At 58.9% G+C, this 25,074-nt stretch carries 21 protein-coding genes; 15 read left to right on the forward strand and 6 right to left on the reverse strand.

Annotation, left to right across the window (positions count from 1 at the left end):
- Nucleotides 1-5 precede the first annotated feature (5 nt).
- Together BLR44_RS04465 and BLR44_RS28495 are read left to right on the forward strand one after the other, a co-directional pair.
- Entirely contained in the window at nucleotides 6-575 is a 570-nt protein-coding gene (locus BLR44_RS04465; protein WP_245705971.1) for an RNA polymerase sigma factor, read from the forward strand.
- On the forward strand, nucleotides 553-2,370 hold the full coding sequence (locus tag BLR44_RS28495) for a hypothetical protein (protein ID WP_143017110.1): 1,818 nt from the start codon (nucleotides 553-555) through the stop codon (nucleotides 2,368-2,370). Before BLR44_RS04465 ends, BLR44_RS28495 begins: the two co-directional genes overlap by 23 nt.
- A gap of 3 nt (nucleotides 2,371-2,373) precedes the next feature.
- Here BLR44_RS28495 and BLR44_RS04475 read toward each other — a convergent pair whose 3' ends face one another.
- Complete coding sequence (locus tag BLR44_RS04475) at nucleotides 2,374-2,781, reverse strand: hypothetical protein (protein WP_143017111.1); 408 nt, start codon at nucleotides 2,779-2,781, stop codon at nucleotides 2,374-2,376.
- Nucleotides 2,782-3,045: 264 nt separating this feature from the next.
- Nucleotides 3,046-3,693 carry a hypothetical protein gene (locus BLR44_RS04480; protein ID WP_089679696.1) on the reverse strand — a complete coding sequence of 216 codons (648 nt, stop codon included), beginning with the start codon at nucleotides 3,691-3,693 and terminating at the stop codon, nucleotides 3,046-3,048.
- A 210-nt stretch (nucleotides 3,694-3,903) separates the two neighbouring features.
- Here BLR44_RS04480 and BLR44_RS04485 point away from each other — a divergent pair, with 210 nt between their 5' ends.
- Entirely contained in the window at nucleotides 3,904-4,827 is a 924-nt protein-coding gene (locus BLR44_RS04485; protein WP_089679698.1) for a YihY/virulence factor BrkB family protein, read from the forward strand.
- 79 nt (nucleotides 4,828-4,906) lie between these two features.
- On the opposite strand, the gene BLR44_RS04490 is transcribed toward BLR44_RS04485, so the two are convergent.
- The 4 genes from BLR44_RS04490 to BLR44_RS04505 all read right to left on the reverse strand — a co-directional run bounded on the left by BLR44_RS04490 (nucleotide 4,907) and on the right by BLR44_RS04505 (nucleotide 9,859).
- A complete protein-coding gene (locus BLR44_RS04490; RefSeq protein ID WP_089679699.1) occupies nucleotides 4,907-6,334 on the reverse strand; it encodes a M16 family metallopeptidase in 1,428 nt (475 codons plus the stop codon).
- A gap of 3 nt (nucleotides 6,335-6,337) precedes the next feature.
- Complete coding sequence (locus tag BLR44_RS04495; protein WP_089679701.1) at nucleotides 6,338-7,723, reverse strand: M16 family metallopeptidase; 1,386 nt, start codon at nucleotides 7,721-7,723, stop codon at nucleotides 6,338-6,340.
- A gap of 199 nt (nucleotides 7,724-7,922) precedes the next feature.
- On the reverse strand, nucleotides 7,923-9,182 hold the full coding sequence (locus BLR44_RS04500; RefSeq protein WP_089679703.1) for a sensor histidine kinase: 1,260 nt from the start codon (nucleotides 9,180-9,182) through the stop codon (nucleotides 7,923-7,925).
- Nucleotides 9,179-9,859 carry a response regulator transcription factor gene (locus BLR44_RS04505; RefSeq protein WP_089679705.1) on the reverse strand — a complete coding sequence of 227 codons (681 nt, stop codon included), beginning with the start codon at nucleotides 9,857-9,859 and terminating at the stop codon, nucleotides 9,179-9,181. Before BLR44_RS04505 ends, BLR44_RS04500 begins: the two co-directional genes overlap by 4 nt.
- 236 nt (nucleotides 9,860-10,095) lie before the next feature.
- On the opposite strand from BLR44_RS04505, the gene BLR44_RS28500 reads away from it, so the two are divergent.
- From BLR44_RS28500 to BLR44_RS04565, 12 genes are all read left to right on the forward strand, one after another.
- Entirely contained in the window at nucleotides 10,096-10,290 is a 195-nt protein-coding gene (locus BLR44_RS28500) for a hypothetical protein (RefSeq protein WP_218127010.1), read from the forward strand.
- Between the two features lie 107 nt (nucleotides 10,291-10,397).
- Entirely contained in the window at nucleotides 10,398-10,835 is a 438-nt protein-coding gene (locus tag BLR44_RS04510; protein WP_143017113.1) for an HYC_CC_PP family protein, read from the forward strand.
- A gap of 191 nt (nucleotides 10,836-11,026) precedes the next feature.
- Complete coding sequence (locus BLR44_RS04515; protein WP_089679709.1) at nucleotides 11,027-12,307, forward strand: efflux RND transporter permease subunit; 1,281 nt, start codon at nucleotides 11,027-11,029, stop codon at nucleotides 12,305-12,307.
- A 51-nt stretch (nucleotides 12,308-12,358) separates the two neighbouring features.
- Nucleotides 12,359-12,727, forward strand: a complete 369-nt coding sequence (locus BLR44_RS04520) for a four helix bundle protein (protein WP_245705972.1) — start codon at nucleotides 12,359-12,361, stop codon at nucleotides 12,725-12,727.
- 64 nt (nucleotides 12,728-12,791) lie between these two features.
- Complete coding sequence (locus tag BLR44_RS04525; protein ID WP_089679711.1) at nucleotides 12,792-14,687, forward strand: efflux RND transporter permease subunit; 1,896 nt, start codon at nucleotides 12,792-12,794, stop codon at nucleotides 14,685-14,687.
- A gap of 256 nt (nucleotides 14,688-14,943) precedes the next feature.
- Nucleotides 14,944-16,158 carry a TolC family protein gene (locus tag BLR44_RS04530; protein WP_176955895.1) on the forward strand — a complete coding sequence of 405 codons (1,215 nt, stop codon included), beginning with the start codon at nucleotides 14,944-14,946 and terminating at the stop codon, nucleotides 16,156-16,158.
- Entirely contained in the window at nucleotides 16,136-17,419 is a 1,284-nt protein-coding gene (locus tag BLR44_RS28505; protein ID WP_176955896.1) for a heavy metal-binding domain-containing protein, read from the forward strand. The genes BLR44_RS04530 and BLR44_RS28505 overlap by 23 nt, the downstream gene beginning before the upstream one ends.
- 4 nt (nucleotides 17,420-17,423) lie before the next feature.
- Nucleotides 17,424-18,656 carry an efflux RND transporter periplasmic adaptor subunit gene (locus BLR44_RS04545; RefSeq protein WP_218127011.1) on the forward strand — a complete coding sequence of 411 codons (1,233 nt, stop codon included), beginning with the start codon at nucleotides 17,424-17,426 and terminating at the stop codon, nucleotides 18,654-18,656.
- Nucleotides 18,657-18,838: 182 nt separating this feature from the next.
- The gene (locus BLR44_RS04550) at nucleotides 18,839-20,518 is read left to right on the forward strand and encodes an alpha-amylase family glycosyl hydrolase (protein ID WP_089679717.1); all 1,680 of its coding nucleotides are present in this window, start codon (nucleotides 18,839-18,841) and stop codon (nucleotides 20,516-20,518) included.
- Between the two features lie 223 nt (nucleotides 20,519-20,741).
- Nucleotides 20,742-23,540, forward strand: a complete 2,799-nt coding sequence (locus tag BLR44_RS04555) for a DUF7133 domain-containing protein (protein WP_089679718.1) — start codon at nucleotides 20,742-20,744, stop codon at nucleotides 23,538-23,540.
- Between the two features lie 69 nt (nucleotides 23,541-23,609).
- Nucleotides 23,610-24,650, forward strand: a complete 1,041-nt coding sequence (locus BLR44_RS04560) for a sugar phosphate isomerase/epimerase family protein (RefSeq protein WP_089679720.1) — start codon at nucleotides 23,610-23,612, stop codon at nucleotides 24,648-24,650.
- Nucleotides 24,617-25,030: a DUF7674 family protein gene (locus BLR44_RS04565; protein ID WP_143017115.1), complete on the forward strand. Its 414-nt coding sequence runs from the start codon at nucleotides 24,617-24,619 to the stop codon at nucleotides 25,028-25,030. Before BLR44_RS04560 ends, BLR44_RS04565 begins: the two co-directional genes overlap by 34 nt.
- Nucleotides 25,031-25,074: the final 44 nt, after the last annotated feature.

A 25,074-nucleotide genomic window follows, 5' to 3' on the forward strand; every position in this document is an offset into this window, starting at 1 on the left:
GCTACGTGTCATCTCCGCGGGAAGAAAACGTACTGCCGCTGATTCAGGGTTGTATCGACCAGGATCGGAATAGCCAGCGCATGCTGTACCAACACTTTTACAGCTATGCGATGAGCATCTGTATGCGCTATGCACCGAACCGGGAAGATGCGCTGGAGATTCTGAACGACGGCTTTATGAAGATCTTCACGAAAATCGACAAGCGGTACGATACCAGCCGGTCGTTTGCCGGATGGCTGCGTCGTATCATGATCAATACCGCCCTGGACTACTACCGGAAGCAGGCTCGGCAGCCCCACGAAGAAGAGTTGCAGCAGGCCGCGGCCGTCTCGCTCGACGGCGATCAGCTGGCGCAATTGCAGTACGAAGAGTTGGTCGACATGGTCCAGAAACTCACACCCGCCTACCGGACGGTGTTCAACTTGTACGCCATCGATGGCTTTAATCACGAAGAAATAGCGGCGATGCTGCACATCTCGGTCGGGACGTCAAAATCGAACCTGGCGAAGGCCCGCGTCAAATTGCAGCATATGTTGGAGAAGCATTACAACCATGAAAGAATCAGGTCCACCTGAGTCGAAGCATCCGATCGACCAGTTTTTCAGGAAGGCGCTTGAGCATCATCCGTTTGAACCGGATGCTGCTGCCTGGAAAGCGATGGAGCGACGCCTGGACCGTCCCCGCCGCCGGGGATGGTACTGGACCGGTGCGGGGTTGCTGTTGCTGTTGGGGGGAATCGGGCTGTGGTGGGCGTTGCGTACGGACCCGACTGCGCCTGGCCGAACTACCGTCGGAACCGAAGTGACGGCCGGGGCAGATACGGAAACGGGCGACGCCGCAAGTAATCCTACTGAGCTGACCGAAGCATCGCCGAACCCCGCCGATCAGACAGAGGCACCAGACAACACTCCCGATCGGCTCCTGTCGAATCCTGCCCCTGACGAAGAAACGGAGAAGGCCCAACTGCCAGACCCTACCGTGGCTGACAAAGCCCTATCCACCGCCCAGGCGAAGCCGGTTTCGCCTGGGCTTTCTCCCCCTTTCGCAACGACTGATTCCTCTGCAACCGCCGCTTCTACCTACGAGGCACCGCAGCGGAGCACCACACCGCTGCGTCACGCAACGGCCGATGCTGCAGTAGTGACCCCCGCACGAACGGATTTGGAGCAACAAGCGCCAGGACAAGTGAGCCCGGAAGCGTATGCTACCCAGAGCAAGGCCAATGGGGCTGCATCTCCACCCACAACACGGGCCGACGCGCCCCTGACGTCGCCATCGGCACAGCCACGCGCTGCCTCGCCTCCGCGGTCCGACACTCTGGCGTCCCTTCAGGATGATAAGTCCCTAAGTCTTGATGGGGGCGTGAAGGCACCAAGATATGGCACCCAAACCGCAACAGAGACCACGCTGGTCAGCAACGGACCACTTTTCAGCCAGGCTACGCCTTCGGAAACCCCGGGGGCAATTCCCGTTTCAGGCGATTCTTCCACGGACGTTAGCGCCTTCCGTGATGCCCGATTGTTGGAGGAACGAGAAGGCGCACCGGCTACCCGCCGCACCGCAGCAAGTACTACCGGTCTGGAAACGCCGCAGGGTGCAGCCTCCCGTGTCGCTGCCGATGGAACCACAGGCGATAGCGCGAGCACCGAAGCGGTGCGGGTGATTGGCGCAACGCAGCCTCCCGCTTATGCTGATTCGGTTACGGCCTCGCCCGAACTGCCGGAAGAACATTTTTTACCCGAAGAAAAAACGACGAAACCCAATCCCATGCCGCTGGAGGTGCCTACCCGGTTGGCGTTGCAGCTTTTCGTAGCACCCGACATCAGCCGAACGCCGCAAGGTGTACAATCGGGATTGGGAGGTGATGTGGGCCTCAGCCTGGAGATGTTCCTGACGCCTCAGCTGAGCCTGACGGCCGGAGCGGTGTATGCCAGCAAGCATTATACGGCCAAAGGGGCCGAGTACCAGCCCTGGCCGGGCTATTGGTCGCACTATGGCATACCAGACCGGATCGCAGCCGTTTGCCGGGTTCTGGATGTGCCGCTCAACCTGCGGTATTATGCGCTGCAGGGCCGGAAAAACGCGCTTTTTGCCAGCGCGGGAGTGTCCAGCTATTTCATGCTTTACGAGCAGTACGACTATATCTACAACTACTCGTCCCGGCAACCCTATCGGCACCGCGAATACAACGCCAATCAGCACTACTTCGCGGTGGGCAACGTATCGGTGGGTTACCAGCGTCAGCTTGGCGACAACCTCGCGTTTCAATTGGAGCCGTTCGTCAAACTAGCGCTGGGCGACGTAGGCTTCGGCAACATCCGGCTTCAGAGCGCGGGCGTATTTCTGACGTTCAAATACCGAATGTACTGAGCCTCAGGCTTCTGCATGAAGGAGCCACGCTTCCGCCTGCTGCATCTGGTAGAAAAAGCCGAGCTGCACACCTTCGGGCGTGAGCATAAACGTAGGGTGCGTGGAGGCGGTCGTCACCGATGGGTTCCGCACAAAGGCCAAGTAGCACAAGCCCGCTTCGGCCGCCATCGGCACCAAACACGTCATAATCCATTCGCGGCCCACCTGCCATACCTCTTCGCAATGACGCAGGTCGGCAATGTGGCGGGGACTTAACTGACCCAGATCCACTCCTTCCAGAAAGCTAATCTCGATCTCGGCGGGCGCTACGGGCGCAAACCAGCGTTGCACCACGACGTGGTGCTGCTGATCGTACTGGGCATCGTAGTAAGGGTGCAACCATTCGTTGTGCAACTCTTTCAATATTTCCATCTTCGCGGGGCTGCTGAAAAGCATTAACGGGTGAAAAGTTGGGGTCTGCACTACTGCATCGGCACGTTTGCCGTCCAGGCAAAAAGTAGCTCAGGATTGCCGGACGTAAGCCCTTGTTCTTCAGACAAAAACGGTGGTGGGAATGAAGACAGAACCAGAAGTGTACCGATGTAGCCAGACCGAAAAGTTTATGGGGATAACGGAGGCAAACAGGACAAATTTTAAAAAGTCATGAAAATCAGCCGATTCGGGGGATATTCTGCCTCAATCGCGCACCTCGTCCACCTCGATGCCCCGGTGGCGCAGGTTGTTCCACACGTCGGCGTGGTCCAGCCCAAAGTAGTTTTCGCGGGCGTAGAACGTAGACGACGTGCCGTCCGCGTTGCGGTAAATCACCTGAAAACGATAGGTGTCGCGCCCCAGTTCGTGCTTTTGCACCACACGGCGGATGCGCTCGATCTGGTCGTAGGGAAACATGTCGATGCGCTCACGGTTGCGGAACACCAGCCCCTCTTTCAGAAAGTAAACTCCGTCGCGGTAACGGTTCTGCAGCCGCGCCGCCTCTTCCAGAAACTTCTTTTTGCTGCGGTACCGGAGGCGTGCCACCACGGCCAGAGCGATGGTGATGGCCAGCAGCACGAGGTAGACCCCGACGGAGCCGCCCGTGATGTTCACGACACTGTCGAAATAGTCGAGCTGCGAAATCAGGGTAGAGACGGTTAGCAAGGCAACAAACACCAGACTCAGGCCGATGGCGAAGGTAAAGACCAGCATGTGCGAGAAAAGCGGCTTTTTGTTGGGATAGAAAACCGCTTCGGGCGGGGCTTTACGGGTCGGATCGGCAATGAACTGGTACTCCGGTGAAACTTTCGATTGAAAGTTGTCGAGCCATTGGTTTAAATTCAGTTTCATTGGTCTTTTCTGCGTTAGTTGAAAGGTGTTGTTCGGGAAAGAAATGTCGTTACGTGTGTTACTTTTCTTGTACGCGCGGCAAAGGCTGTCGAGTTACAAAAAATCTCCCCGAAAAACGGCCTGGATGCAGCCCAGTGCATTTTCGCTACGTTTCGCTCAACTCTCCTCCTGATTTGACGTAGGCAGGGGTGGACTGTTCTGTAATTCACCATGCGTTTTTCTTTGAAAGAGTCCTGGAGTTTTCTGAAGGAAATGTTTCAGGCTTACAGCGACGACGACTGTTTTACGCTGGGCGCGGCGCTCTCGTATTATACGGTGTTTTCGCTGGCGCCGATCCTGATCATCATCATTGCTCTGGTCGGCTTCATCTTCGGGCCTGATGCGGTGCGGGGCGAAATTTATCACCAGTTGGACGGCTTGCTGGGGCCGGAAAACGCCGCCCAGATTCAGTCGCTGGTCCGGAACGCATACCAGAGCCAGTCGGGCATTGTGGCCACCGTCATCGGGATCATTACGCTGGTGTTTGGGGCGACGGGGGTGTTTACCCAACTCAAAAAATCGCTCAACATCGTCTGGCAGATGAAAGCGGAAGCCAAAAGCGGCATCCTGCGTTTTGCGCTCGACCGGCTGGTGTCGTTCGCCATGGTGGTCGCCATCGGGTTCGTGTTGCTGGTGGCGCTGGTGGTCGAAGCGCTGGCCGCTTCGCTGAGCGACTACCTCGAACAGCTGATTCCGGCCTTTTCCGGGCCTCTCGTCGTCACGGTCAATTTCGCCATTACGCTGGTGCTGACCTCGCTGATCTTCGCATGCATTTACAAGTTTCTGCCCGACGCCAAAGTGCGCTGGAGCGACGTCATGGTCGGGTCGTTGGTCACGTCGCTGTTGTTTGCATTGGGGCGGCTGGGCATCGGGTTGTACCTCAGCAAAAGCAACGTGGGAGAGACGTTCGGGGCGGCGGGATTTCTGGTCGTGCTGCTGACGTGGGTCTATTACAGTTCGCAGATCCTGTTTCTGGGGGCGGAATTTACGTACGTGTACGCCCGTCGGTACGGGTCGGGGATTCAGCCGAGTGCCAACGCCGTAAAGGTGGAGCGTAACGAAGTGGAAGTGCCCGACGAATCTCCCCAAGCCTAAAAGGAGAAGGTGGTTCGACGCTACCTTGGGTACCGACAAACCACCTTCTGTGCGGCGACCGGGCGCGTACGACCGGACGTTATTTCTTTTTGTTTTTGCGCTTTTGCTTGCCCTGCGGGGCTTTCTTCAGCTCGGTAGACGGCGAGGCGGAACCGGGCGCAATCATGCGCTGCGGTTGCAGGAAGTCGGACGAGTCGACGGCGCCTTCCTTGCCGAGGTAGACCCAGCTCACCGTATCGGTAAAGCGCCGGAACACGTCGTTGACGTGCGACAGCGTGGTGGTGTTGACCTGATCGGAAAACGTTTCGGCCCGCCGCCAGTTGCCGGCGACTTCGTTGGTGCCCAGGGCCATGGCAATGTCGGCGTTGGTTTCCTGCCCCATGTAGTGGCGCGTCAGGAACATCTGCTTTTTCCCTTCCAGCTCCTCTTCCGAAAAACCGTTCGTCTTCACCGCGTTGATTTCCTGAATCATCACTTTCAGGCTTTGCGCCGGATCAGTCGTCGAGATGTAGACGCCGTTGGTGGGGCTCAGTACCGACCCTCCTGCAAAGGCGGCGGGCGCGTACGAAAGGCTACGCTTGGTGCGTAGTTCCCGGAAAAAACGGTCGTTCAGCAACGACATCGCCAGCTGGTTGGCGACGTAGTCGTCGGAGGCCCACTCGGGCGCGTTCATCAAGCCCAGAATGTAGTTTGTCTCCAGGTTGCGGGCTTCCAGGTGCGCACCCTCTTTGACTTTGGTGTCGTTGACGTACCGCTCGGCCGCTTCGCCTTCGGGCAGTTGCGCCAGGCTGGCGGCGATTTTAGCTCTCAGGTCGGCTTCGTCCACGTTGCCGACCACCACCAGAAAACAGCGGGCTTTGCCCAGAATCAGACTGTAATAGCCCGTGACCTGTTCGAGGGTGAGGGCGGTCAGCGTTTCCGGCGTGCCGTCCGGATCTTTCGTTACGCTGCTGGTATCGTCCCAGGCATTTTCCCGGGCCAGGTCGCGCAGGCGCGCATCGGGGTCGGAGGCTTCCTGCCGGGCCGCGGCGATCATCTGCTCTTTGAGGATGGAAAACTGGCCGGCGGGCATCGCCGGATGCAACACGGCGTCGGTAAACAGCTTCCACGACGTGTCCCAGTTCATCTTCAGGCACAGCATGCTCATGTGGCTGTAGCTGGTGGTGGCTTCGCTCGAAAACGAAGTGCCCAGGTTTTCGGCGATGGCCGAAAAGGCGTCTTTGTCGAGCGAATCGGTGCCGCCCGACATGGCCAGTTCGAACGCAATGGCTTCGATGCCCTGCGCGCTGGCGGGGTAGTTGCTGGTGCCGCCTTCTACAAACAGCCGCACGCTAACCGACTCTTTCACCGAAGGTTTATAAATCACTTTCAGGCCGTCGACCTCGAAGGCCTGCGTGGTGAGCCGGTGTTCCGACTGCACTTCGGCCTGGGCCCAGGCGGAGAAGGAAAATCCGGCGGCCGCGACGACCCAAACGAGGAGGAAGGCAATGCTTGCACGATAGTTCATAAGTTATTCTGCCTTGGCGTTAAGCGGTTTGAAATTTTGGGTATCGACCATGCCCTGTTGCATCATGGGCGATACCAGAATGCCGGTCACGTTGGGCTGCCCCTGAATGTACTTGCGCACGTAGCGCTTGATGTCGGCGCGCTTCACCTGCTTCAGGTTTTCGATGTAGTTGAGGTAGTACTGCATCGAAGCGCTGGCCCACCAGAACGTCAGCGTATGGACAAAGTCGGTGGTCGATTCGCGGCTGTAGAGGTCGTCGATCGCCAGCATGTTCTTGGCGGTTTCCAGTTGCTCGTCGGTAAAGTAACCGTCCTCGTCCCACTGGGCGATTTCGGCTTCCAGCGCGGCCATAGCTTCGTCGACTTTGGTCGGGTTCGGCACCATAAAAATCTGGATCGGCCCGACGTACTTCTGCGTCAGGTAACCCACGCCTACCTGCAAGGCCAGCCCGGACTCGACCAGCGCCTTGTTCAGTTTGCTCGACTGCTGGCTGAGAATGAACGAAAACACATCGGCCGCATAAGTGGCCTCCAGGTCGTTGCGCGTGTCCGGTCCCTGAAACTGGATCATCACGATCGGTACCTGCGTATTGGGGTTGACCGTCACGAACGATTTCGATGCTTTCAGCGGCTTGATTTCCGGAACCGGATATTTTGTGAAGATGTCGAAGTCGCTCGGCTGCCAGTCGCCGTAAATCTCCTGCGCCATCTTTTCGACGTCTTCGTGGTTCACGTCACCGGCCACGACCAGCAGCGTATTGTTCGGGTAGTAGAACTTCTGCTGGATGAACTTCATCTTCTCGGGCGTGGCATTCAGGATGATGTCGTGGTCGCCGATTACGTTCTTCCGGCTGTAGTTGTCGCCCCACAACAGCTTATTGGCATCCTGCATCAGGTAAAACACCGGGCTGCTCTCGGCACGCTGAAACTCGCCGTCGACCACCGGGTTTTCCTTTTTCATCTCTTCTTCCAGAAACAGCGGGTGCCGGATGGCCGAGTTCATAAACTGCAACCCTTCGGCCAGTTTCTGGTTCGACAGCGTGATGAAGTAGTTGACCCGCTCTTCGTTGGTCGTGCCGTTGAACACGATGCCCAGTTCGTTGACCCGCTCCATGAACTTTTCCTGCGACGGAATGTCCTGGTTGGCTTTGAAAAACATGTGCTCGTACAGATGCGACAGGCCGTCGTATTCCGGCGGCTCGGTGTAGGCCCCGTTGCGTACGGCCAGTTCGATCGTGGCCAGCGGCACGCTCGGGTCTTCGATGGTCAGCACTTCCAGGCCGTTGTCGAGCTTGGTGTGGAAAAAATTATCCGGCAGGTTTTCCGGTGGACTCGCCACGGCGGGCAAGGCTATGAGGACGGACATCAGGCCCGAAAGAAATCTTCTCATATGAGGTTGAATAAAGCTGATAAGTGGACAAATGTAAATTGTTACATTGATTTGTACTAAAAAAATGGTGCGGCACCGGGCCGGACTTTAAGAAAGGACGGAGCCGGCGGTTTTCTACTCACCTAGACCTTTCTGGTAACGAAAAGGTTTTCAGGAACTTGTATACTCCGACAAACCGGTTGCGTAGGGCCGGGCCACGCTAAGCCGGAAACATAACCGTTAGCGTATGCCAGCCCTCGGCATAGTCGTAGCGGAGCGTCAGGTGGTTGGCGGTGCAGATCTGGTGCACAATGGCCAGGCCCAGCCCGATGGAATCCGGGTCGCCACTGCCTTTGCGGAAACGCCCGAACAGTTGCTCGACCGGTATTTCCGGCGCGGGCCCTGTGTTGCGGATTTCCAGGTGCGTGGGCCGCAGCGTGACGTGTACCTGCCCCCGTGGCCCGTTATGGCGGATGGCGTTGCCGATCAGGTTACTGAGCAGCACTTCGGCCAGTAGGGGATGGAGCCCGACCCAGACGGGCGCTTCGATGGTCTGCTGCAAGCGCAGCTGCTTGATGTCGAGTAGCTCTTCGAACCCGTTCAGCGTAGCGCGCACCTGCGTGCTGAAGTCGATCGGTTGTTCGATGACAAATTCCTGGTTTTCGACCCGGTTGAGCAGCGTCAGTGCCTGATGGACCCGGGCCAGTTTGCCGACGGCGGCGTGGGCGGCCATCACCAACTGGGCCTGCTCGTGGCGAATGCCGTCGGAGTTGAGCAGCAGTTCCAGCTTGCCCCGAATCACGGCCAGGGGCGTTTGCAATTCGTGCGACGCATTTTCGGTGAATTCTTTCAGCGACCGATATTCCTGACTGGTGCGTTGCATCATGCTGGCTAATAGCGAGTTGAGTTCGCGAAACTCTTTGGTGTTGGTGGTGGGCAGCACCACGTGCGAGTGGCGTTTGAGGTCGAATGCCTGCACGGCCTGTAGCGCCTGGTAGAACGGCGCTAGCACACGTTGCGAAATAAGGCGACTGGAAACCCCCACAAGCCCGATCAAAAGGAGCGAAATCCAGCCCAGCGATTGTAAAACCCCCGCTTCGATGTCGTCCGGCTCTCCGATAAACGTGTTGGCCTCCAGGTAATAATGGTGCTGCCCTACTTTGTAGGAGGCCGTTGCCCGCAGTTCCCGTTCCGTATGCTGATGGGGCTCGAACCAGACCATCGTATCGACAACGCGCAAGGGCATTTCCGGACGTTCGAGTGGCCACGTGTCCAGCGACGTCTGGTAGCCGTACACGCGCGGTGTCGGTTCGCCCGCCTCCAGTTGCGTCGCCATGAACCGGATGGCGTCCGTCAGTTTCCGTTCCTCTTCCATCAGCAGGCGGTGTTGCACAATGTATAGCACCAGGACGTTGCCCGCAACCAGCACCAGGGCCGTCACGACGAAATACCAGAGCGTGAACTTATCGATGAGTTTCATAGGTAGGTGTTGAACTTGTAACCGTAGCCGTAGACCGTCTCGATGTAGTCTTGTCCCTCGGCTTCGCTGATTTTCCGCCGCAGGTTTTTCACGTGCTGGTAGACAAAATTGAAGTTGTCGAGGTTTTCCGTGTAGTCGCCCCAAAGGTGCTCGGCGATGGTTTGGCGGGTCAGCACCCGGTTTTTGTTGATCAGGAAAAACAGCAGTAGTTCCAGCTCCTTACGCGTGAGGGCCAGCGGTGTATCGTGCACCCGCGCCTCGGACGTTTGGGTGTTGATGCTCAGCTCCTTGAACTGCACGAGCGTGTCGCCGTCCAATTGTTTGCGCCGGTAGATGGCCTTCAGGCGGGCGTGTAGTTCGGGCAGGTGGAAGGGCTTGGTCAGGTAGTCGTCGGCGCCCAGGTCCAGCCCTGTGATGCGGTCGTCCAGCGCATTGCGGGCCGAAATGATCAGCACGCCGCTTTTGATTTTCTCCCGCTGCATCAGCCGCAGCAATTGCAACCCGTCGCCGTCGGGAAGCGTCAGGTCCAGCACCACGCAGTCGTACGGAAAGGCCACCAGTTTGGTCTGCGCGTCGTGGTAGCTGAAGCACACCTCACAGCGGTATTGCTCGCCGCTCAGAAACTCCTGGATGTTGGTCGCCAGCTCCCGGTTGTCTTCAACAATAAGCACTTTCATTGCGCTTTAAAATGAGAAAAACTTTTGAAGAAATGTTGAAGGGAGCTTTGTAGCCTTATTGACGAGACGATGAAGTGACATTTTTTCTGAGAGTGGGATTTTCGTCCGTTCGAGCTTCATCGTGTAGAAAGCTTGCATTGTTGTGTTCAAAGCAAGAAAGGAATATGGAGAAAGTGAACTCGACTGATATTGCGCGCTAAAACGGATATCTTGTGCGAAAACCGCTGTATTACACTTTGAGTGTACTTTTAGGAATGCCTGCGCTGCATTTTGCTTATATAGGCTTTAAAGGAATATTTCGCTGGTTGACAGCAGGCTTTGATTCTTACGTGAAAGGGCAACTGGCACTGATGTTAATCGTCGATTTTAGTATAGTAGCCGCCTTAGGAGGGCTGAGCCTATTTTTTTACAGAAAGGCTAGAAAAGGATAATTCTTGGTTTTGGCTCCCCGCCTCCATCCCAGACTTGGAACGATTTTGTAAGAAATCCTGTCAATTCTGTAACTCCGCTATTGGAGTAACGCCCTATCTTTGTGAGCGTGAACCCCTTTCGTCAACTCATCGTGCTCTTTTTAGCCCTGCTGGTGCTGGTCGCTTCGACCGGGCTGGTGGTGGGTACGCACTGGTGCGCGGGCGAATTGCGGAACCTGGCCCTGTTCGGCGACGCTGCGCCCTGCCCGATGGAGCAGAAGGCAAACGAGATGCCCCCGTGTCATCAGAGTCAGGAACCTCAAAAATCGCAGGACCACGACTGCTGCAAGACCCAGACGCTGGTCGTCGATGGCGTCGATCATGCGGTCGACACAAAAGCCTTTCACCCGGTTGCCGACCTTGACCTCCACTTCGTCGAGGCATTTGCCGCCGTGTTCTTTCCGTTGCTGGCCCCGGCGTCCGATCCGGTGGCCCATACGCTCTACTATTCTCCTCCGTTGCTGAGCCGCGATCTGCCCGTGCTCGGTCAATCTTTTTTGTTGTAGCATAATCTGCGGGGCGCCTTTCGTCATGCGCGTCGTCTGTCCGTCTGTCCTGATGGACGAGGCATCGCCGTACCGTATCCCTAGCGCTACTCCGTCCCTTTCTTTTCATTCTTCTTATTCCACTCATTCCGTGAGGCCGCGCGCCGCGTCCGGTCTCCCGTCTCCAGATCTCCGGTCTTCCGGACAACTCCATGATCGAAAAACTGATTCGTCTTTCGCTGCGCAACCGCGTACTGGTGCTGCTGATCGCCACGGCGCTGTTTGGCTGGGGCGTCTATTCGGTGCAGACCAACCAGGTCGACGCCATTCCCGACCTTTCCGAAAACCAAGTGATCGTCTTCACCGAGTGGATGGGACGCAGCCCACAACTCATTGAAGACCAGATTACCTATCCGCTCGTCACGAACTTGCAGGGGTTGCCTGAGGTGCGCTACGTGCGGGGCACGTCCATGTTTGGGATGAGCTTCATCTACGTCATTTTCCAAGACGAAACCGACGTCTACTGGGCGCGAGAGCGGGTGCTGGAACGGCTGGCCTCGGCGACCGACCTGTTGCCGGAAGGCGCTACCCCCACGCTGGGCCCCGACGGCACGGGCGTCGGGCACGTGCTCTGGTACACCCTCGACGCCCCCGGCATGGATCTCGGCGAGCAGCGGGCGGTGCAGGACTGGTACGTGAAATTTGCCTTGCAAAACGTACCCGGCGTCAGCGAAGTAGCCTCGTTCGGCGGGTTTCAGAAGCAATACCAACTGACGCTTGATCCCAATAAACTCACGTACTACGACCTCTCTGTTCCGCAGGTCATTCAGGCCGTGCGGGCCAACAACAACGAGGGCGGCGGCCGCAAGTTCGAGCGCAGCGACATCGGCTACATCATCAAAACGACGGGCTATTTGCAGTCGGTCGAGGAGATCGAAAACATTGCTGTTGCTACCCGCCAGAACGTCCCGATCCGCGTCCGCGACCTCGCTCAAGTCCAGACCACCGGCGAAAGTCGGCTGGGCATTTTCGACCTGAACGGGGAAGGAGAAACCGTCGGGGGCATCGTGGTGATGCGTTACGGCGAAAACGCCGCCGAGGTGATCGAGCGCGTCAAAACCAAAATGGACGAAGTCGCGCAGGGCCTGCCCGAAGGCATGAAGTTCCAGATCGTCTACGACCGCAGCGGCCTGATCCGCGAATCGATCCACTCGGTGCGCAACACCCTGATCGAAGAGATGATCGTCGCCTCCGTGGTGGTCTTCCTCTTCCTCCTCGACTGGCGCAGTGCCCTCGTCATCATCATCCAGTTGCCGCTTTCCGTCGCCATCGGCTTCATCCTCCTCAACGCCTTCGGTATCTCGTCCAACATCATGTCGCTCACCGGCATCGCGCTCTCCATCGGTGTGATCGTCGACGACGCCATCGTCATGGTCGAAAACGCCTACCGCCACCTCGCCGACGCCCAAGGCGATCGGGGGGAGAAGTGGTAGAAAATCCCTTGAATAAAAGAATTATAGAATTACTGAATCAAAAACATGAAAATGATGAGCGAGGGCAGATTGGAATTTATCGAGCAAGTGAAGCAGCGGACGAAGGCTTTGGCCCTCAACGTGATCCGTTTTACTCAGCAGTTGCCCAAAACGATGGAGGCAGACGTCATAAAAAGACAACTGTTGAAATCAGCGACTTCGGTAGCCGCGAATTATCGGGCGGCGTGTCGGGCGCGCTCCGGCGCGGAGTTTCACGCGAAAGCCAGCATCGTGATCGAAGAAGCGGACGAAACGCTGTTTTGGCTCGAACTGCTGGCAGAGTCCGACATCACTACGGAAGCACGTATCGCGGACCTGAAAAAGGAAGCCACCGAAATCCTCGCCATCATGGCAACCGCCCGCAAAAACAGCCGCCGGTAAGGCATCAGCCCTTCAATCATTATTCTGTGATTCAATCATTCAGTAATTCTATCATTCCTCACTCATGCGCCTTTCCAAAGCTGACCGACTGATGCTGATCGAACGGGCCTCCAAACAGGTGGGGCCGAGCGTGTTCTGGAGCACAGTCATCGTCATTGCCTCCTTTCTGCCCGTGTTTCTGCTGACGGGGCAGGAAGGAAAGCTGTTCAGTCCGCTGGCCTGGACCAAAACCTTCATCCTGATCGTCGATGCGGTGGTGGCCGTCACGCTGACGCCCGTGCTGATCTCGTACTTCCTGCGGGGGCGGTTCCGGCCCGAGCGCCGCAATCCCGTCAACCGGGGGCTGGACTGGCTGTACGGTCCGGTGCTGCGCTGGTGTTTGGAGTGGCGAAAAACCACGATCGGGATCAACCTCGTGGCGTTGGCGGTCGCCGTGCCGATGCTGTTTAGTTTGGGATCGGAGTTCATGCCGCCGCTCAACGAAGGCTCGATTCTGTTCATGCCCGTGACGCTGCCCGATGTATCGAACGGAGAGATCAAGCGGATTTTGCAGGTGCAGGACAAGATCATCCGGTCGGTGCCCGAGGTAGCATCGGTGCTGGGCAAGGCGGGGCGGGCCAACACGGCGACGGACAATGCGCCGCTGAGCATGATCGAAACCATCATCATGCTGAAGCCGCAGAAGGAGTGGCGGCGGGGCCTGACCAAAGCCGACATCGTGAAGGAACTCGACCAGAAACTGCAGATTCCCGGTGTGGTGAACGGCTGGACGCAACCGATCATCAACCGGATCAACATGCTGGCGACCGGCATCCGGACCGACGTGGGGGTGAAGGTCTACGGCCAAAACCTGGATTCGATTTATGCCGTCTCGACGCAGGTGCGGGAAGCCTTATCGTCCGTGGCGGGCGTGGAGGACCTGTACGTGGAGCCGATCACCGGCGGGAAGTACCTGGAAGTCGACATCGACCGGGAGGCGCTGGGACGGTACGGCCTGACGGTCGACGACGTGAACATGACGGTGGAATCGGCACTCGGCGGGATGCCCATCGGCACGACGATCGAAGGGCGGCGGCGTTTTTCCATTGCGGTGCGCCTGGCGGAAGACTACCGCAACAGCCTCGCCCGCATTGAACGCATTCCGATCCAGACACCCAATGCAGGTACCATTCCGCTGTCGTCCGTGGCGCGGCTGCACTTCACCGAAGGGCCGCCCATGATTCAGTCGGAAAACGCGCAACTGCGGGGGGCGGTCCTGTTCAACGTCCGCGACCGCGACCTGGGCAGTACCGTGCAGGAGGCCATTGACAAGATCAACGCCGGGCTGCAACTGCCCCAGGGCTACTACCTAGAGTGGAGCGGACAGTGGGAAAATCAGGTGCGCGCCAACCGGACGCTCACGTGGATCATTCCGCTGGTGCTCGTCATCATTCTGGCCATCCTCTTCTTCACGTTCCGGTCGCTCAAAGAAGCGCTACTCAACCTCGTTACCATCCCCTTCGCCTTGGTCGGCGGCGTCTACATCGTCTACTTCTGGGGCGTCAACCTCTCGGTGGCGGTGGCGGTGGGCTTCATTGCGCTGTTCGGGCTGGCCATTGAAACGGCGATGGTGATGGTGGTCTACCTCAACGAAGCGATGCGCGACCTGGTCGCAGAAAAGGGCAATTCGTCGATGACGATCACGAAGGCCGACATCCGCGAGTACGTCTTCCGCGGGGCAGCCAAGCGCCTCCGCCCGAAGATCATGACCGTCTCGGTGGCGCTGTTCGGGCTGGTACCGGTGCTCTGGGCGACGGGCGTGGGCACGGACGTGATGCAACCCATCGTGCTGCCGATGATCGGCGGGGTGTTTACCTCCTCGATCCACATTCTGCTGGTGACGCCGGTGGTCTTTGAGATGACGAAGGAGTGGGAACTGAAGAAAAAAGGAAAACTGGAAATCTATGATGTCAAACATTAATAAAGCGATCCGGATGATTCGCCATTTTCGCTCCCTTTCCTGGCTTCAGCTGCTCCTGCCCTGGCTTCAGCTTATAGCTGAAGTCCTCGGACACAAGGAAGTTTTCAACTTCCTGAAGGGAAAGAAGAAGGCAGGAAGCTGCGGCGGGGGCCACCCCAAGCTTCCCTGTGTTCAGGGGTTTCAACTGCAAGCTGAAACCAGAGGTGATTTTCGAGGTAATAGAGGAGGCCTCGCGGTCTCCAACGCTATTCTGTTCTTGCTTCTTACCCTGCCCGCCGTGGCACAGACGCCGGTGCTGACGCTAGACAGTGTGCTGGCCGAAGTGGAGCGGAGCAATCCGGGATTGCAACAGTACGACGCCCGTGCTCGGGCGATGGAACAATATGCCGAGGGCTCGACGGCCTGGATGCCGCCGATGGTCGGGGGTGGGGTGTTCATGTTTCCCTATAATCTACAGACGGGCGAGCCGGGGATGATGCCCAGTTCCTACATGCTGTCGGTGGAGCAGCAGATTCCCAATCCGGCGAAACAGCGGGCGCGGCGCGACTACTACGCCTCCCGGTCGGCGGTGGAAGCCGCGGCGCGGGCGGAGGCGTTCAACGACCTGCGGACACAGGCAAAAGAGGCATATTACCGGTGGGTCGTGCTGGCACAAAAGCAGCAGGTGCTGGAAGAAAACGAACGCATCATCGCCTTTATGCTCAAGGTGGCGCGGCTCCGCTATCCCTACAACCAGGGACCCCTGGCGGGCATCTACGAGGCCGAAGCCCGGCAGCAGCAGATTCAGAACGAGCAGTTGATGCTTGCCAGCGACATCGCCAAACAGCGGGTCATGCTCTCGACCCTGATGAACCAGTCCGGCACACCGGCGTTCTCGATCGACACCACCCTGCAACTGCCCGAGCCGGTGCAGGTCGGCCTCGACTCCACCGACCTGTCGGCGGTGCGGAGCGACGTGCAGCGCATCAACCGTTCCATCCAGACCATGCAGCTGAACCTGGCCCGCGAAGGGCTGGAACGCAAACCCGATTTCCGCCTCAGCTTCAACCACATGACGCCCCGCGGCTTCGACCGTCCCAGCATGTTCACGGCGATGGCGATGGTGTCGATCCCGATTGCGCCGTGGTCGGCGGGCGGCTACCAGTCGAACGTGCGGGCGATGAACAGCGAAGTGATCGCCCTGCGGCGGGAGCGCGAAAACCTCTTGAACGAGGCGCGCGGACGGCTGCACTCCCTGGCACTGGAGCTGAACGCGAAGCGGCAGCAGGTGGAAAATTACCGCGACAAGATCCTGCCCGCCCTGCAAAAAAATTACGACGTCACGCTGCTGGCCTACGAAGAAAACCAGTCGGAACTGCCGCCGCTGATCGATGCCTGGGAGGCGCTCAACAGCATGCAACTCGACTACCTGGATCAACTCGAACAATTGTACCTACTGCGCATTCGCTATGAACAAGAACTGGAACGGTAAGCCATTCAACTGGGGATTCATCCTGTGGCTGGCGCTTTGGTTGGCAGCCTGCCAACCCGGCAACACACACGACCACGAGGGGCTGTATACCTGTCCGATGCACCCGCAGGTCATTCAGGAAGGACCGGGCAGTTGTCCGGTCTGCGGGATGGACCTGGTGCCGCAGGCAAGCGAGGGCGACGAAGCGCCGTTGCCCGAAGGCATAGCGCGGCTGAGTGAAGCCAGCGACGAAGCCATCGTCGGGCGCACCGCCACCATCCGGCCCAGCCGCATGTCGCAGAAAGCCACCCTGACGTTGGAAGGGAATGTCGTACCCGATCCGCGCCACGTCCACACGGTCCCCGCGCGGGTCGCCGGTCGCATCGAGCGGCTTTATGTGAAGTACCCGTACCAGTCCGTGCGGAAGGGCGAAAAACTGCTGGACGTCTACAGTCCCGAGCTGGTCACGGCCCAGAAAGAGCTGCTCTACGTCGCCAAGCAGCAGGACACGCAACTGATCGAGGCCGCGAAGCAGAAACTGCGTCTTTTGGGAACAACCGACAGACAGATCGATCGCCTGCTCCAGACCGGACAGCCCAGCTACACGGTTGCGCTGTACAGTCCCTACGACGGTTACGTAACCGATCTGAATGCCACCGCGCTGCCCGAAGTCAGACCCGCTGGCGCTGGCATGGCCACCGCAACTGGGATGGGCATGGGAAGCGCGGCCAGCCAACGTAACGACGGCGGTGCTGCACCGACGTTGAGTTTACGGGAAGGAAGTTATGTCTCGGTGGGGCAGTCCTTGTTCCAGGTTGTGGACCCGAGCCGTCTGTGGGCGGAGTTTCTGGCCCCGGCCGCCGACGCACGGCAGGTAGAGGAAGGAATGCCGCTGCAACTGCTGTTGGGAAATGGCGATACGCTGGCGACGCAGGTCGATTTCGTCCAGCCCTTTTACCAGCGCGGCGAACCCTTCGCCCGCCTGCGGGTCTATCTGCACGATGTGAATGCCCGGGTGGCGGTCGGGCAACTGGTGCGTGGACGCCTGACCTATACCACGCCCGAGCAACTCTGGGTGCCGCGCGAAGCGGTGGTCGACCTGGGTGCGGAGGCCGTGGTGTTCCGCCGCAAGGGCGATGCTTTTCGGCCGGTACCGGTGACGACAGGTGCGATGATCAACGGCAAACGGGCCATCCTGTCCGGGCTCGAAGGCGACGAATGGCTGGCGGCCAACGCGCAAATGCTGGTCGATAGCGAAAGTTTCATCCAGGTAAATGAATAAACACATGCGATTCCTACCACCTAAATTTCGTCTTCTACTCGTGCTGCTGACGCTTGGACTGGCTGCCTGTCAGGAGACCGCTCACCGTCACGACGAAGGCGAACCTACAACTACCTACACCTGCCCGATGCATCCGCAGGTGGTAGAGACAGCGCCGGGGAGCTGCCCCATCTGCGGGATGGACCTCGTGGCGGTTGACAAGGGCGGCGCGGAAGAAGCCGCGCTGATGTTGAGCAGTCGGCAGATTACCCTGGGCAACATCCGGTCGGTCCCCGTCGATTCCGGGACCGTGTCGGGGCAGACCCTCCTCACCGGGCGGCTGGTGACCGACGAAACGCAAACCGACGTGGTGAGTAGCCGCGCCGCCGGACGCATCGAGCGGCTGTGGCTGAAAGAAACCGGCACGCGTGTGCGGCAGGGCCAACCGCTTTACGAGCTGTACAGTGAGGAACTGCTGACCCTCCAGCGGGAGTTTCTACTGGCCCGCCGCCAGGTGGAGGAACTAGGAGACGAGGAACCCCGCTTTGCTTCGTTTCTCGAAGCGGCCCGCCAGAAGTTGCTGTTATACGGACTGACGGAGGCACAACTCACGCATCTGGCGCAACAGGACCAACCCGCCGCTCGCGTCACGTTCGTCGCCCCGACATCCGGCTTCGTTACCCAGGTCACCGCGCAGGAGGGACAGTACGTCGCCGAGGGTGGGATGCTCTACCAACTGGCGCGGCTCGATCCGCTCTGGGTAGAGGCCGAGCTGTACGCGCAGGAAGTCGCGCAGGTCCAGCTGAATACGCCCGTGCAGGTCCGCGTGGAGGGACAACCCGCCACTCCGTTTGAAACCCGCATCTCGTTCCGGAATCCGGAATTTCGGGTGGGAGCGCAGGTGCTCCTGATCCGGGCCGAAGTGCCCAATCCGGAAGGGACGCTGCAACCCGGCATGCAGGCCACTGTCCGGTTGCCGCGAAGTAATACCCAAATTGGAATGACGGTCCCCACTGAAGCGGTGATCCGCACCTCGAAAGGCGCACACGTCTGGATCCAGACCAGTGACCATACGTTCGAAGAGCGTCCGGTCATGCTCGGCGAAGAGACTGCCCAGCGTGTCGCCATTCACCACGGCCTGCAACCCGACGCCCGGGTGGTGGTGTCCGGTGCCTACCTCCTGTACAGCGAGTGGGTGCTTAAAAAAGGCGGCGAACCCGTCATGTCGCACGATCACGAGTCCATGGCCGGGATGTAACCTGAGAGAATTGCGCCGCTACAACGGGCGATGCTTGGAGAAGCGTAACAACGCAAAAAGTCGTTGCACGTGCACTCCGCGCATGGCCACATTAGCCGTACGATGCAATCAAGGTAGTATACAGTATAGGGGCTCTCGTAAAATCATTTACATTTACTTCTACACCACCCAACCTTATCCCCATGCGCCACCGCCTACTTCTTGCTTGCCTTGCGCTTTGCCTGCTCACCCACTGCCAGCGCCCCGGCAGTTCGGCGACCGAAACCACCGCCACCGTCGATAATCCCCCGGAAGCGCCTTTTCTCTGGCGCAACGCCACCGTCTATTTTCTGCTGACCGACCGCTTTTACAACGCCGACACGACCAACGACGTCGCGTTCGGGCGCGACGAAGAGACGGCTGTGCTGCGGGGCTTTCTGGGTGGCGATCTGAAAGGCGTGACGCAACAACTCAAGGCTGGTTACTTTGACAAGCTGGGGGTGACGGCGCTCTGGATGACACCTCTGGTGGAGCAGGTGCACGGCTATGTGGACGAAGGCACGGGCAAGACCTACGGCTACCACGGCTACTGGGCGAAAGACTGGACCACGCTGGACCCGAGTTTCGGGACGGCTGCGGAGTTGCAGGAACTGGTCACCACCGCGCACCAGCACGGCATCCGCGTGTTGCTCGACGTGGTAGTCAACCACACCGGGCCGGTGACGCCGGACGATCCCGCCTGGCCTGATGCCTGGGTCCGCCAATCGCCCACCTGCACGTACGAGGGGTACGAAACAACTGTGGAATGTACGCTGGTCAAAAACCTGCCCGACGTCCATACCGAAAGCGAGTCACCAGTAGATCTGCCCGCACAACTAGTGCAGAAGTGGCAGGCCGAAGGGCGGCTGGAACAGGAGCAGCAGGAACTGGACGCGTTTTTTGCCGCGACGGGCTACCCACGTTCTCCGAGGGCGTACCTGATCAAGTGGCTGACCGACTACGTGCGGGAACTGGGCGTCGATGGCTTCCGGGTCGATACAGCCAAGCATACGGAAGCGGGCATCTGGTCGGAATTGAAAGAACAGGCGGAAAAGGCCTTTGCCGATTGGAAAGCCGCCCATCCGGCCGACGTGCTCGACGACAACGACTTTTTCATGGTGGGGGAGGTCTACAACTACGCGGCGGGGGCCGGTCGGGCCTACGACTACGGCGACCGTAACGTCGATTTTTTTGACAACGGCTTCGAAGCGCTGATCAATTTTGACTTCAAGTACGACGCCAAACAGCCCTACGACGCTTTCTTTACCAAGTACGACACGCTGCTGCACGGCGGCGCGCTGGACGGGGTCAACGTGCTGAATTACCTCACGTCGCACGACGACGGCCAGCCGTTCGATCCGGATCGGTCGCAGACGCTGGAAACGGGCACGCGCCTGCTGCTGGCCCAGGGTGCGGCGCAGATCTACTACGGCGACGAGTCGGCACGGTCGCTGCAAATTCCCGGCACGGAAGGCGACGCCACGCTGCGGTCATTCATGAACTGGGAAGCCCTGCGCAGCGACACCACCGCCAAAGCTACGTTCGACCACTTCACGCGGTTGGGGCAGTTTCGGCGGGCGCATCCGGCCGTCGGGGCGGGGCGGCACCGGGCATTGCAGGCGCAGCCTTACGTCTTTTCCCGCCGTTTTGAGGAAGGTGGCTACACCGACGATGTGGTGGTGGCGCTGGACTTGCCGATCGGCCGCAAAACCATTCCGGTGGGCCAAGCCTTCGCCGAGGGGCGTCCTGTCAAGGATTATTATTCGGGCAAGACGGCGCAGGTGCAGGACGGAAACGTAACGTTCGATACGCCCCATCCGGTGCTGCTGGTGGCCGCGGAGTAACGGCCTGGGAAGCGGGGATATACGGGCTGGAGGGGTCGGCCGGTGAGGCGATGCCGGGAGGTGTAGAACGAATCGATGGAGCTATCTAACAAAAGAGAAAGATGGTCTATCGTCCTGAAAAAAAGCTTGGTGATCGGGACAATCCCGCTTACCTTGTAGGGTCGAAGCACTTTTTCGAGACACCCACCCCACCAACGAACTTTGTCTGCAAACATCCTACCGCATGCTCCTACGTTTTACGCTTCCGCGAGGCACTTCGCCTGCCGTCGTTTTTTCGCTCGCCCTAAGTTCCACGCTGTGGAGCGGCTGTTCCACGACCGACCAGAAAACCAGCCCGGTTGATCAGGTCATCGGTTCCATGTCGGACAGCCTGCCGGTTGTGCAACTCCCGGACGAGGCCGACCCGGAAGACGAAAACTGGAAAGGCATTGACCTGACCCCCAAAGCGCCGGTGTTGCCGCTTTATCCGGCCGAAGAAGCGCAGAAGTTTCTGTTGCCGGCCGGCTACCACATCGAACCCATTTTAACGGAACCTCAAATCCAGCAGCCCGGTGCCATTGCGTTCGACGGCAACGGCCGGATGTACGTGCTGGAATTACGGACCTACATGCTGACGGCCGACTCGGACGGCGAGTTGGAGCCGGACAGCCGCATCTCCCGCTGGGAAGACCGCGACCACGACGGCGTGTACGAAACCGGCACTGCGTTTGTCGACAGCCTGATTTTCCCGCGTTTCGTGCTGCCGTACGGCAAAGATTGCATCCTGACGATGGAGTCCGATGCCGACAACGTCTACAAATACACGGACACCGACGGCGACGGCAAAGCCGACAAAAAAGAACTGTTTACCAACAAGTACGGCCGTTCGGGCAATGTGGAGCACCAGCAGGCATTCATGTACTGGGGAATGGACAACTGGCTCTACAGCACCGTCAACGCCTTCCGCGTGCGGGAAACGCCGGGCGGGGTGATTCGGGAAAAGACCGGCTACAACCGGGCGCAGTGGGGCGTGGCGCACGACGACGACGGAAAACTCTGGTTCCAGGGGGGCGCCAGCGGGTTACCGTCCTACTTCCAGTTTCCCATCCATTACGGAAATTTTGAGGTCGAAAACGAATTTGCCGAAGGCTTCGACGTGCCGTGGGGGGCCGCCGTGAAAACGGCCGACATGCAGGGCGGCATGGACGAAATCCGCCAGCCCGACGGGTCGCTCAAGCGCGTGACGGGCTCCGCCGGCAACGACGTGTACCGGGGCGACCGCCTCCCTCGCGACCTCCAAGGACAATATTTCTACGGCGAGCCCGTCGCCCGCATCGTGCGCCAGATCAACCCGGTGGTTACCGAAGGGCTCACGACGCTGCACAACGTGTATCAGGACGAGCAATCGGAATTTTTGCGGTCGACCGACCCGCTGTTCCGTCCGGTCGATATGGCCACGGCCCCCGACGGGACCCTGTACATCGTGGACATGTACCACGGCATCATTCAGGAAGGCCAGTGGGCGCAAAAAGGTTCGTACCTGCGGACTAAAATCGAGCAGTACCAGCTCGACAAAGTCGTGGGGCTGGGGCGCATCTGGCGCATCACGCACGAGGGCCTGGAGCGGGACAAAACACAGCCCCGGATGTTCGAAGAACGTACGGCCGAGCTGGTCAACCACCTGACCCATCCCAACGGTTGGTGGCGTGACAAGGCCCAGCAACTGATCGTGTTGCGGCAGGATCGCTCGGTGGTGCCGCAGTTGGAAACGCTGGCGCGCCAGGACAAGAACATGCTGGCCCGGTTTCATGCACTCTGGAGCCTGGAAGGGCTGAACGCGCTGGACGTGACCCTGGTACGCGACCTTCTGCAGGACCCGAATCCACGGCTGCGCATTCAGGCGTTGCGCGCCAGCGAGACGCTGTACAAAACCGGCAAAAAGGAACTGGCGTCCGATTACCAGCGCATGCTGCAGGACCCCGTAACTGAAGTGGTCATCCAGGCCATGCTCACCGCAAAAGTGTTGCAACTTCCTGCGCTGGATCGCCATATCCAGGCGGCGATGACAGCAAATCAGGCCAGGGGTGTGCAGGTGGTCGGGAAGCAGATCCTGAATCCGCCTGTTGTCCGGGGCTTCGGCGTGAGTGGCGGTCCTGACTTAACGGAGACACAACTGGCGCTGGTAGAGCACGGGGCCGAAATCTTTAACGAATTGTGTTCGCAATGCCACGGTACCGACGGCACCGGTACGCCGGTTGGCGAAGGACAGGTGCTGGCCCCCCCGCTGACCGGTTCGCTGCGCGTGCAGGCTCACCCCGACTACGTCATCAAAACCTTGTTGCATGGCCTGACCGGCCCGATCGAGGGCAAGACTTACGCGGGGGGCATCATGGTGGGCATGCCGGAACAGTCGGACGAGTGGGTGGCCTCAGTGCTTTCGTTCATCCGCGTGAACCTGACCAACGAAGCGTCCCCGATTACCCCGGCCGACGTTGCCCGGGTGCGCAAAGCAAGTGCCGCGCAACAGGGGCCGTATCAGTACGCGGCCTTGCGGGCCTCGGTGCCGCAGGCATTGCCTCTGCAAGACAACTGGAACGTTACGGCCAGCCACACCGCTTCGGCGCGCATTGGCGGCACGGCGTCTCCCCGGAGCGCATTCAACTTTGAAGGCTGGACCACCGGCGAAACCCAGCAGAAAGGCATGTGGTTTCAGATCGAATTGCCGCGGCCGACGACGCTGACGGAGGTGCATTTCAATTCGCCACCGATCCGCAGCGGCTGGGGACCGGAGGCTCCGCCGCCCATTCAGACGTACCCGCGCACTTACGAAGTCCAGGTGTCGATGGATGGGAAAACCTGGTCGGAACCGGTAGCCACCCGGCAGGGAAGCGAAGCCGATCAGACAGTGGTGTTCGCTCCGGTCGACGCCAAATTTGTCCGCATCACGCAAACCACGACGGTAGAAGCCGAAGACACTGCGCCCTGGTCGATGCGGCAACTGCAACTCTTCGGACTCGTGACGTCGTCTGTGGCGCTGAATTGATGCTTTCTGCCGGCGCATAACTCATCTTTAGTCATTTTCGAGTACCTCAACCTATCAACTCCTACTTCCATGAAAAAAACTACCCTTGCTTCCCGTCGTCAGTTTCTCCGTACCGGGGCTACGCTCGTGGCCGGCGCGGCCGTGGTGCCTTCGCTGACCGGTGCGCCCGCCATTCTGAAGTATTTCAACAAGCCCAATTCGCTCATCGAAGGGGTGCAGATCGGCGTCATCACCTACTCGTTTCGCAGCATGCCCGACCAGAGCGCTGAGGCCACCTTGCAGTACGTGCTCGATTCCGGCATCTCAGCCATCGAACTGATGGGCGATCCGGCGGAAGCCTTTGCTGGCAAACCGGCCAACCCGGTCGACCGGCGGGCGTTCTACGGCTTCCTGATCAAACAGCGTAACGGCGAAACCCTGACGGATGCCGAGCAAAAAGAGATGGCCGAGATGCGCCAGCAGATGGAGGCCTACAACAAAGAAGTGGCGGCCTGGCGGGCCAAAGCATCGCTGGATAAATTCGCGCAGCTGAAGAAAATGTACAACCAGGCGGGCGTGCGGATCTACGCCTACAAACCGGATGCCTTCGGCATGAACAACTCCAACGCCGAAATCGACTTCGGGATGCGGGCGGCCAAGGCGCTCGGAGCCAGCCACGTGACGCTGGAACACCCCAGCGACGATGCCCACACCAAAAAGCTGGGCGACATGGCGCAGAAACACAAAGTCTACGTCGGCTACCACGGCCACGAGCAGCAGACGCCTACCTTCTGGGATACGGCCCTGACCCAATCGAAATACAACGCGTTAAACCTGGACTTTGGGCACTTTGTGGCGGCCGGTAACGCCGATCCGCTGGGGATGGTCAAGGCCCAGCACGACCGCATCCTGAGCATGCACCTGAAAGACCGGCAAACTCCGGCGCATGGCAAGGGCAACGTCGTCTGGGGCCAGGGCGATACGCCGATCATCCCGGTGTTGCAACTGATACGCGACCAGAAATACAAGTTCCCCGCCACCGTCGAACTGGAATACGACATCCCCGAAGGCTCCGACGCCGTGAAGGAGGTGCGAAAATGCCTGGACTATTGCCGCAAAGCGCTGGTGTGAGTAATTGGAGAAGAAAAGCAATTGAGGCGTTGCCAGAAGAAAAAGAGTTTTTCGAACAACCGGATACGACCCCCTACCAGGTTTTCTTTGAACTCTTACCTGCCACCATCAAGGCACACCGGCAGAACAATACCGAGCGACTGAAGAAATATTATCAGTTTGCCGAATGGTGTTTTCGCCAAACACAACAGGAACTATGGAATGCGGCAGGGGTGGCTTTTTACGAGCATCTGGCAGATCATGAAGTCACCTTTGCCGCCATGCCGGTCTGGATCGGGCCTACACTTTACGCGGAAATCAGAGAACTCCTGAGGGTGCGGTTGGATGGTAAAAAAATGGAGCTATTAGACGAATGGTACGGTTACAACAAGAAAAAGTAGTCATGTGTATCGTGCTTGACTATAAGGTAAGAGGGCTGCTGGTA

This window comes from Catalinimonas alkaloidigena (genome assembly GCF_900100765.1).
GTDB lineage: Bacteria > Bacteroidota > Bacteroidia > Cytophagales > Flexibacteraceae > Mooreia > Mooreia alkaloidigena.

Bases quoted from the DNA above. Each gene is read 5' to 3' on its own strand.
- BLR44_RS28495 (WP_143017110.1), top strand. From the start codon at position 553: ATGAAAGAATCAGGTCCACCTGAGTCGAAGCATCCGATCGACCAGTTT.
- BLR44_RS04475 (WP_143017111.1), bottom strand. From the start codon at position 2,781: ATGGAAATATTGAAAGAGTTGCACAACGAATGGTTGCACCCTTACTAC.
- BLR44_RS04480 (WP_089679696.1), bottom strand. From the start codon at position 3,693: ATGAAACTGAATTTAAACCAATGGCTCGACAACTTTCAATCGAAAGTT.
- BLR44_RS04485 (WP_089679698.1), top strand. From the start codon at position 3,904: ATGCGTTTTTCTTTGAAAGAGTCCTGGAGTTTTCTGAAGGAAATGTTT.
- BLR44_RS04490 (WP_089679699.1), bottom strand. From the start codon at position 6,334: ATGAACTATCGTGCAAGCATTGCCTTCCTCCTCGTTTGGGTCGTCGCG.
- BLR44_RS04495 (WP_089679701.1), bottom strand. From the start codon at position 7,723: ATGAGAAGATTTCTTTCGGGCCTGATGTCCGTCCTCATAGCCTTGCCC.
- BLR44_RS04500 (WP_089679703.1), bottom strand. From the start codon at position 9,182: ATGAAACTCATCGATAAGTTCACGCTCTGGTATTTCGTCGTGACGGCC.
- BLR44_RS04505 (WP_089679705.1), bottom strand. From the start codon at position 9,859: ATGAAAGTGCTTATTGTTGAAGACAACCGGGAGCTGGCGACCAACATC.
- BLR44_RS04515 (WP_089679709.1), top strand. From the start codon at position 11,027: ATGATCGAAAAACTGATTCGTCTTTCGCTGCGCAACCGCGTACTGGTG.
- BLR44_RS04520 (WP_245705972.1), top strand. From the start codon at position 12,359: ATGATGAGCGAGGGCAGATTGGAATTTATCGAGCAAGTGAAGCAGCGG.
- BLR44_RS04525 (WP_089679711.1), top strand. From the start codon at position 12,792: ATGCGCCTTTCCAAAGCTGACCGACTGATGCTGATCGAACGGGCCTCC.
- BLR44_RS28505 (WP_176955896.1), top strand. From the start codon at position 16,136: ATGAACAAGAACTGGAACGGTAAGCCATTCAACTGGGGATTCATCCTG.
- BLR44_RS04545 (WP_218127011.1), top strand. From the start codon at position 17,424: ATGCGATTCCTACCACCTAAATTTCGTCTTCTACTCGTGCTGCTGACG.
- BLR44_RS04550 (WP_089679717.1), top strand. From the start codon at position 18,839: ATGCGCCACCGCCTACTTCTTGCTTGCCTTGCGCTTTGCCTGCTCACC.
- BLR44_RS04555 (WP_089679718.1), top strand. From the start codon at position 20,742: ATGCTCCTACGTTTTACGCTTCCGCGAGGCACTTCGCCTGCCGTCGTT.
- BLR44_RS04560 (WP_089679720.1), top strand. From the start codon at position 23,610: ATGAAAAAAACTACCCTTGCTTCCCGTCGTCAGTTTCTCCGTACCGGG.
- BLR44_RS04565 (WP_143017115.1), top strand. From the start codon at position 24,617: ATGCCTGGACTATTGCCGCAAAGCGCTGGTGTGAGTAATTGGAGAAGA.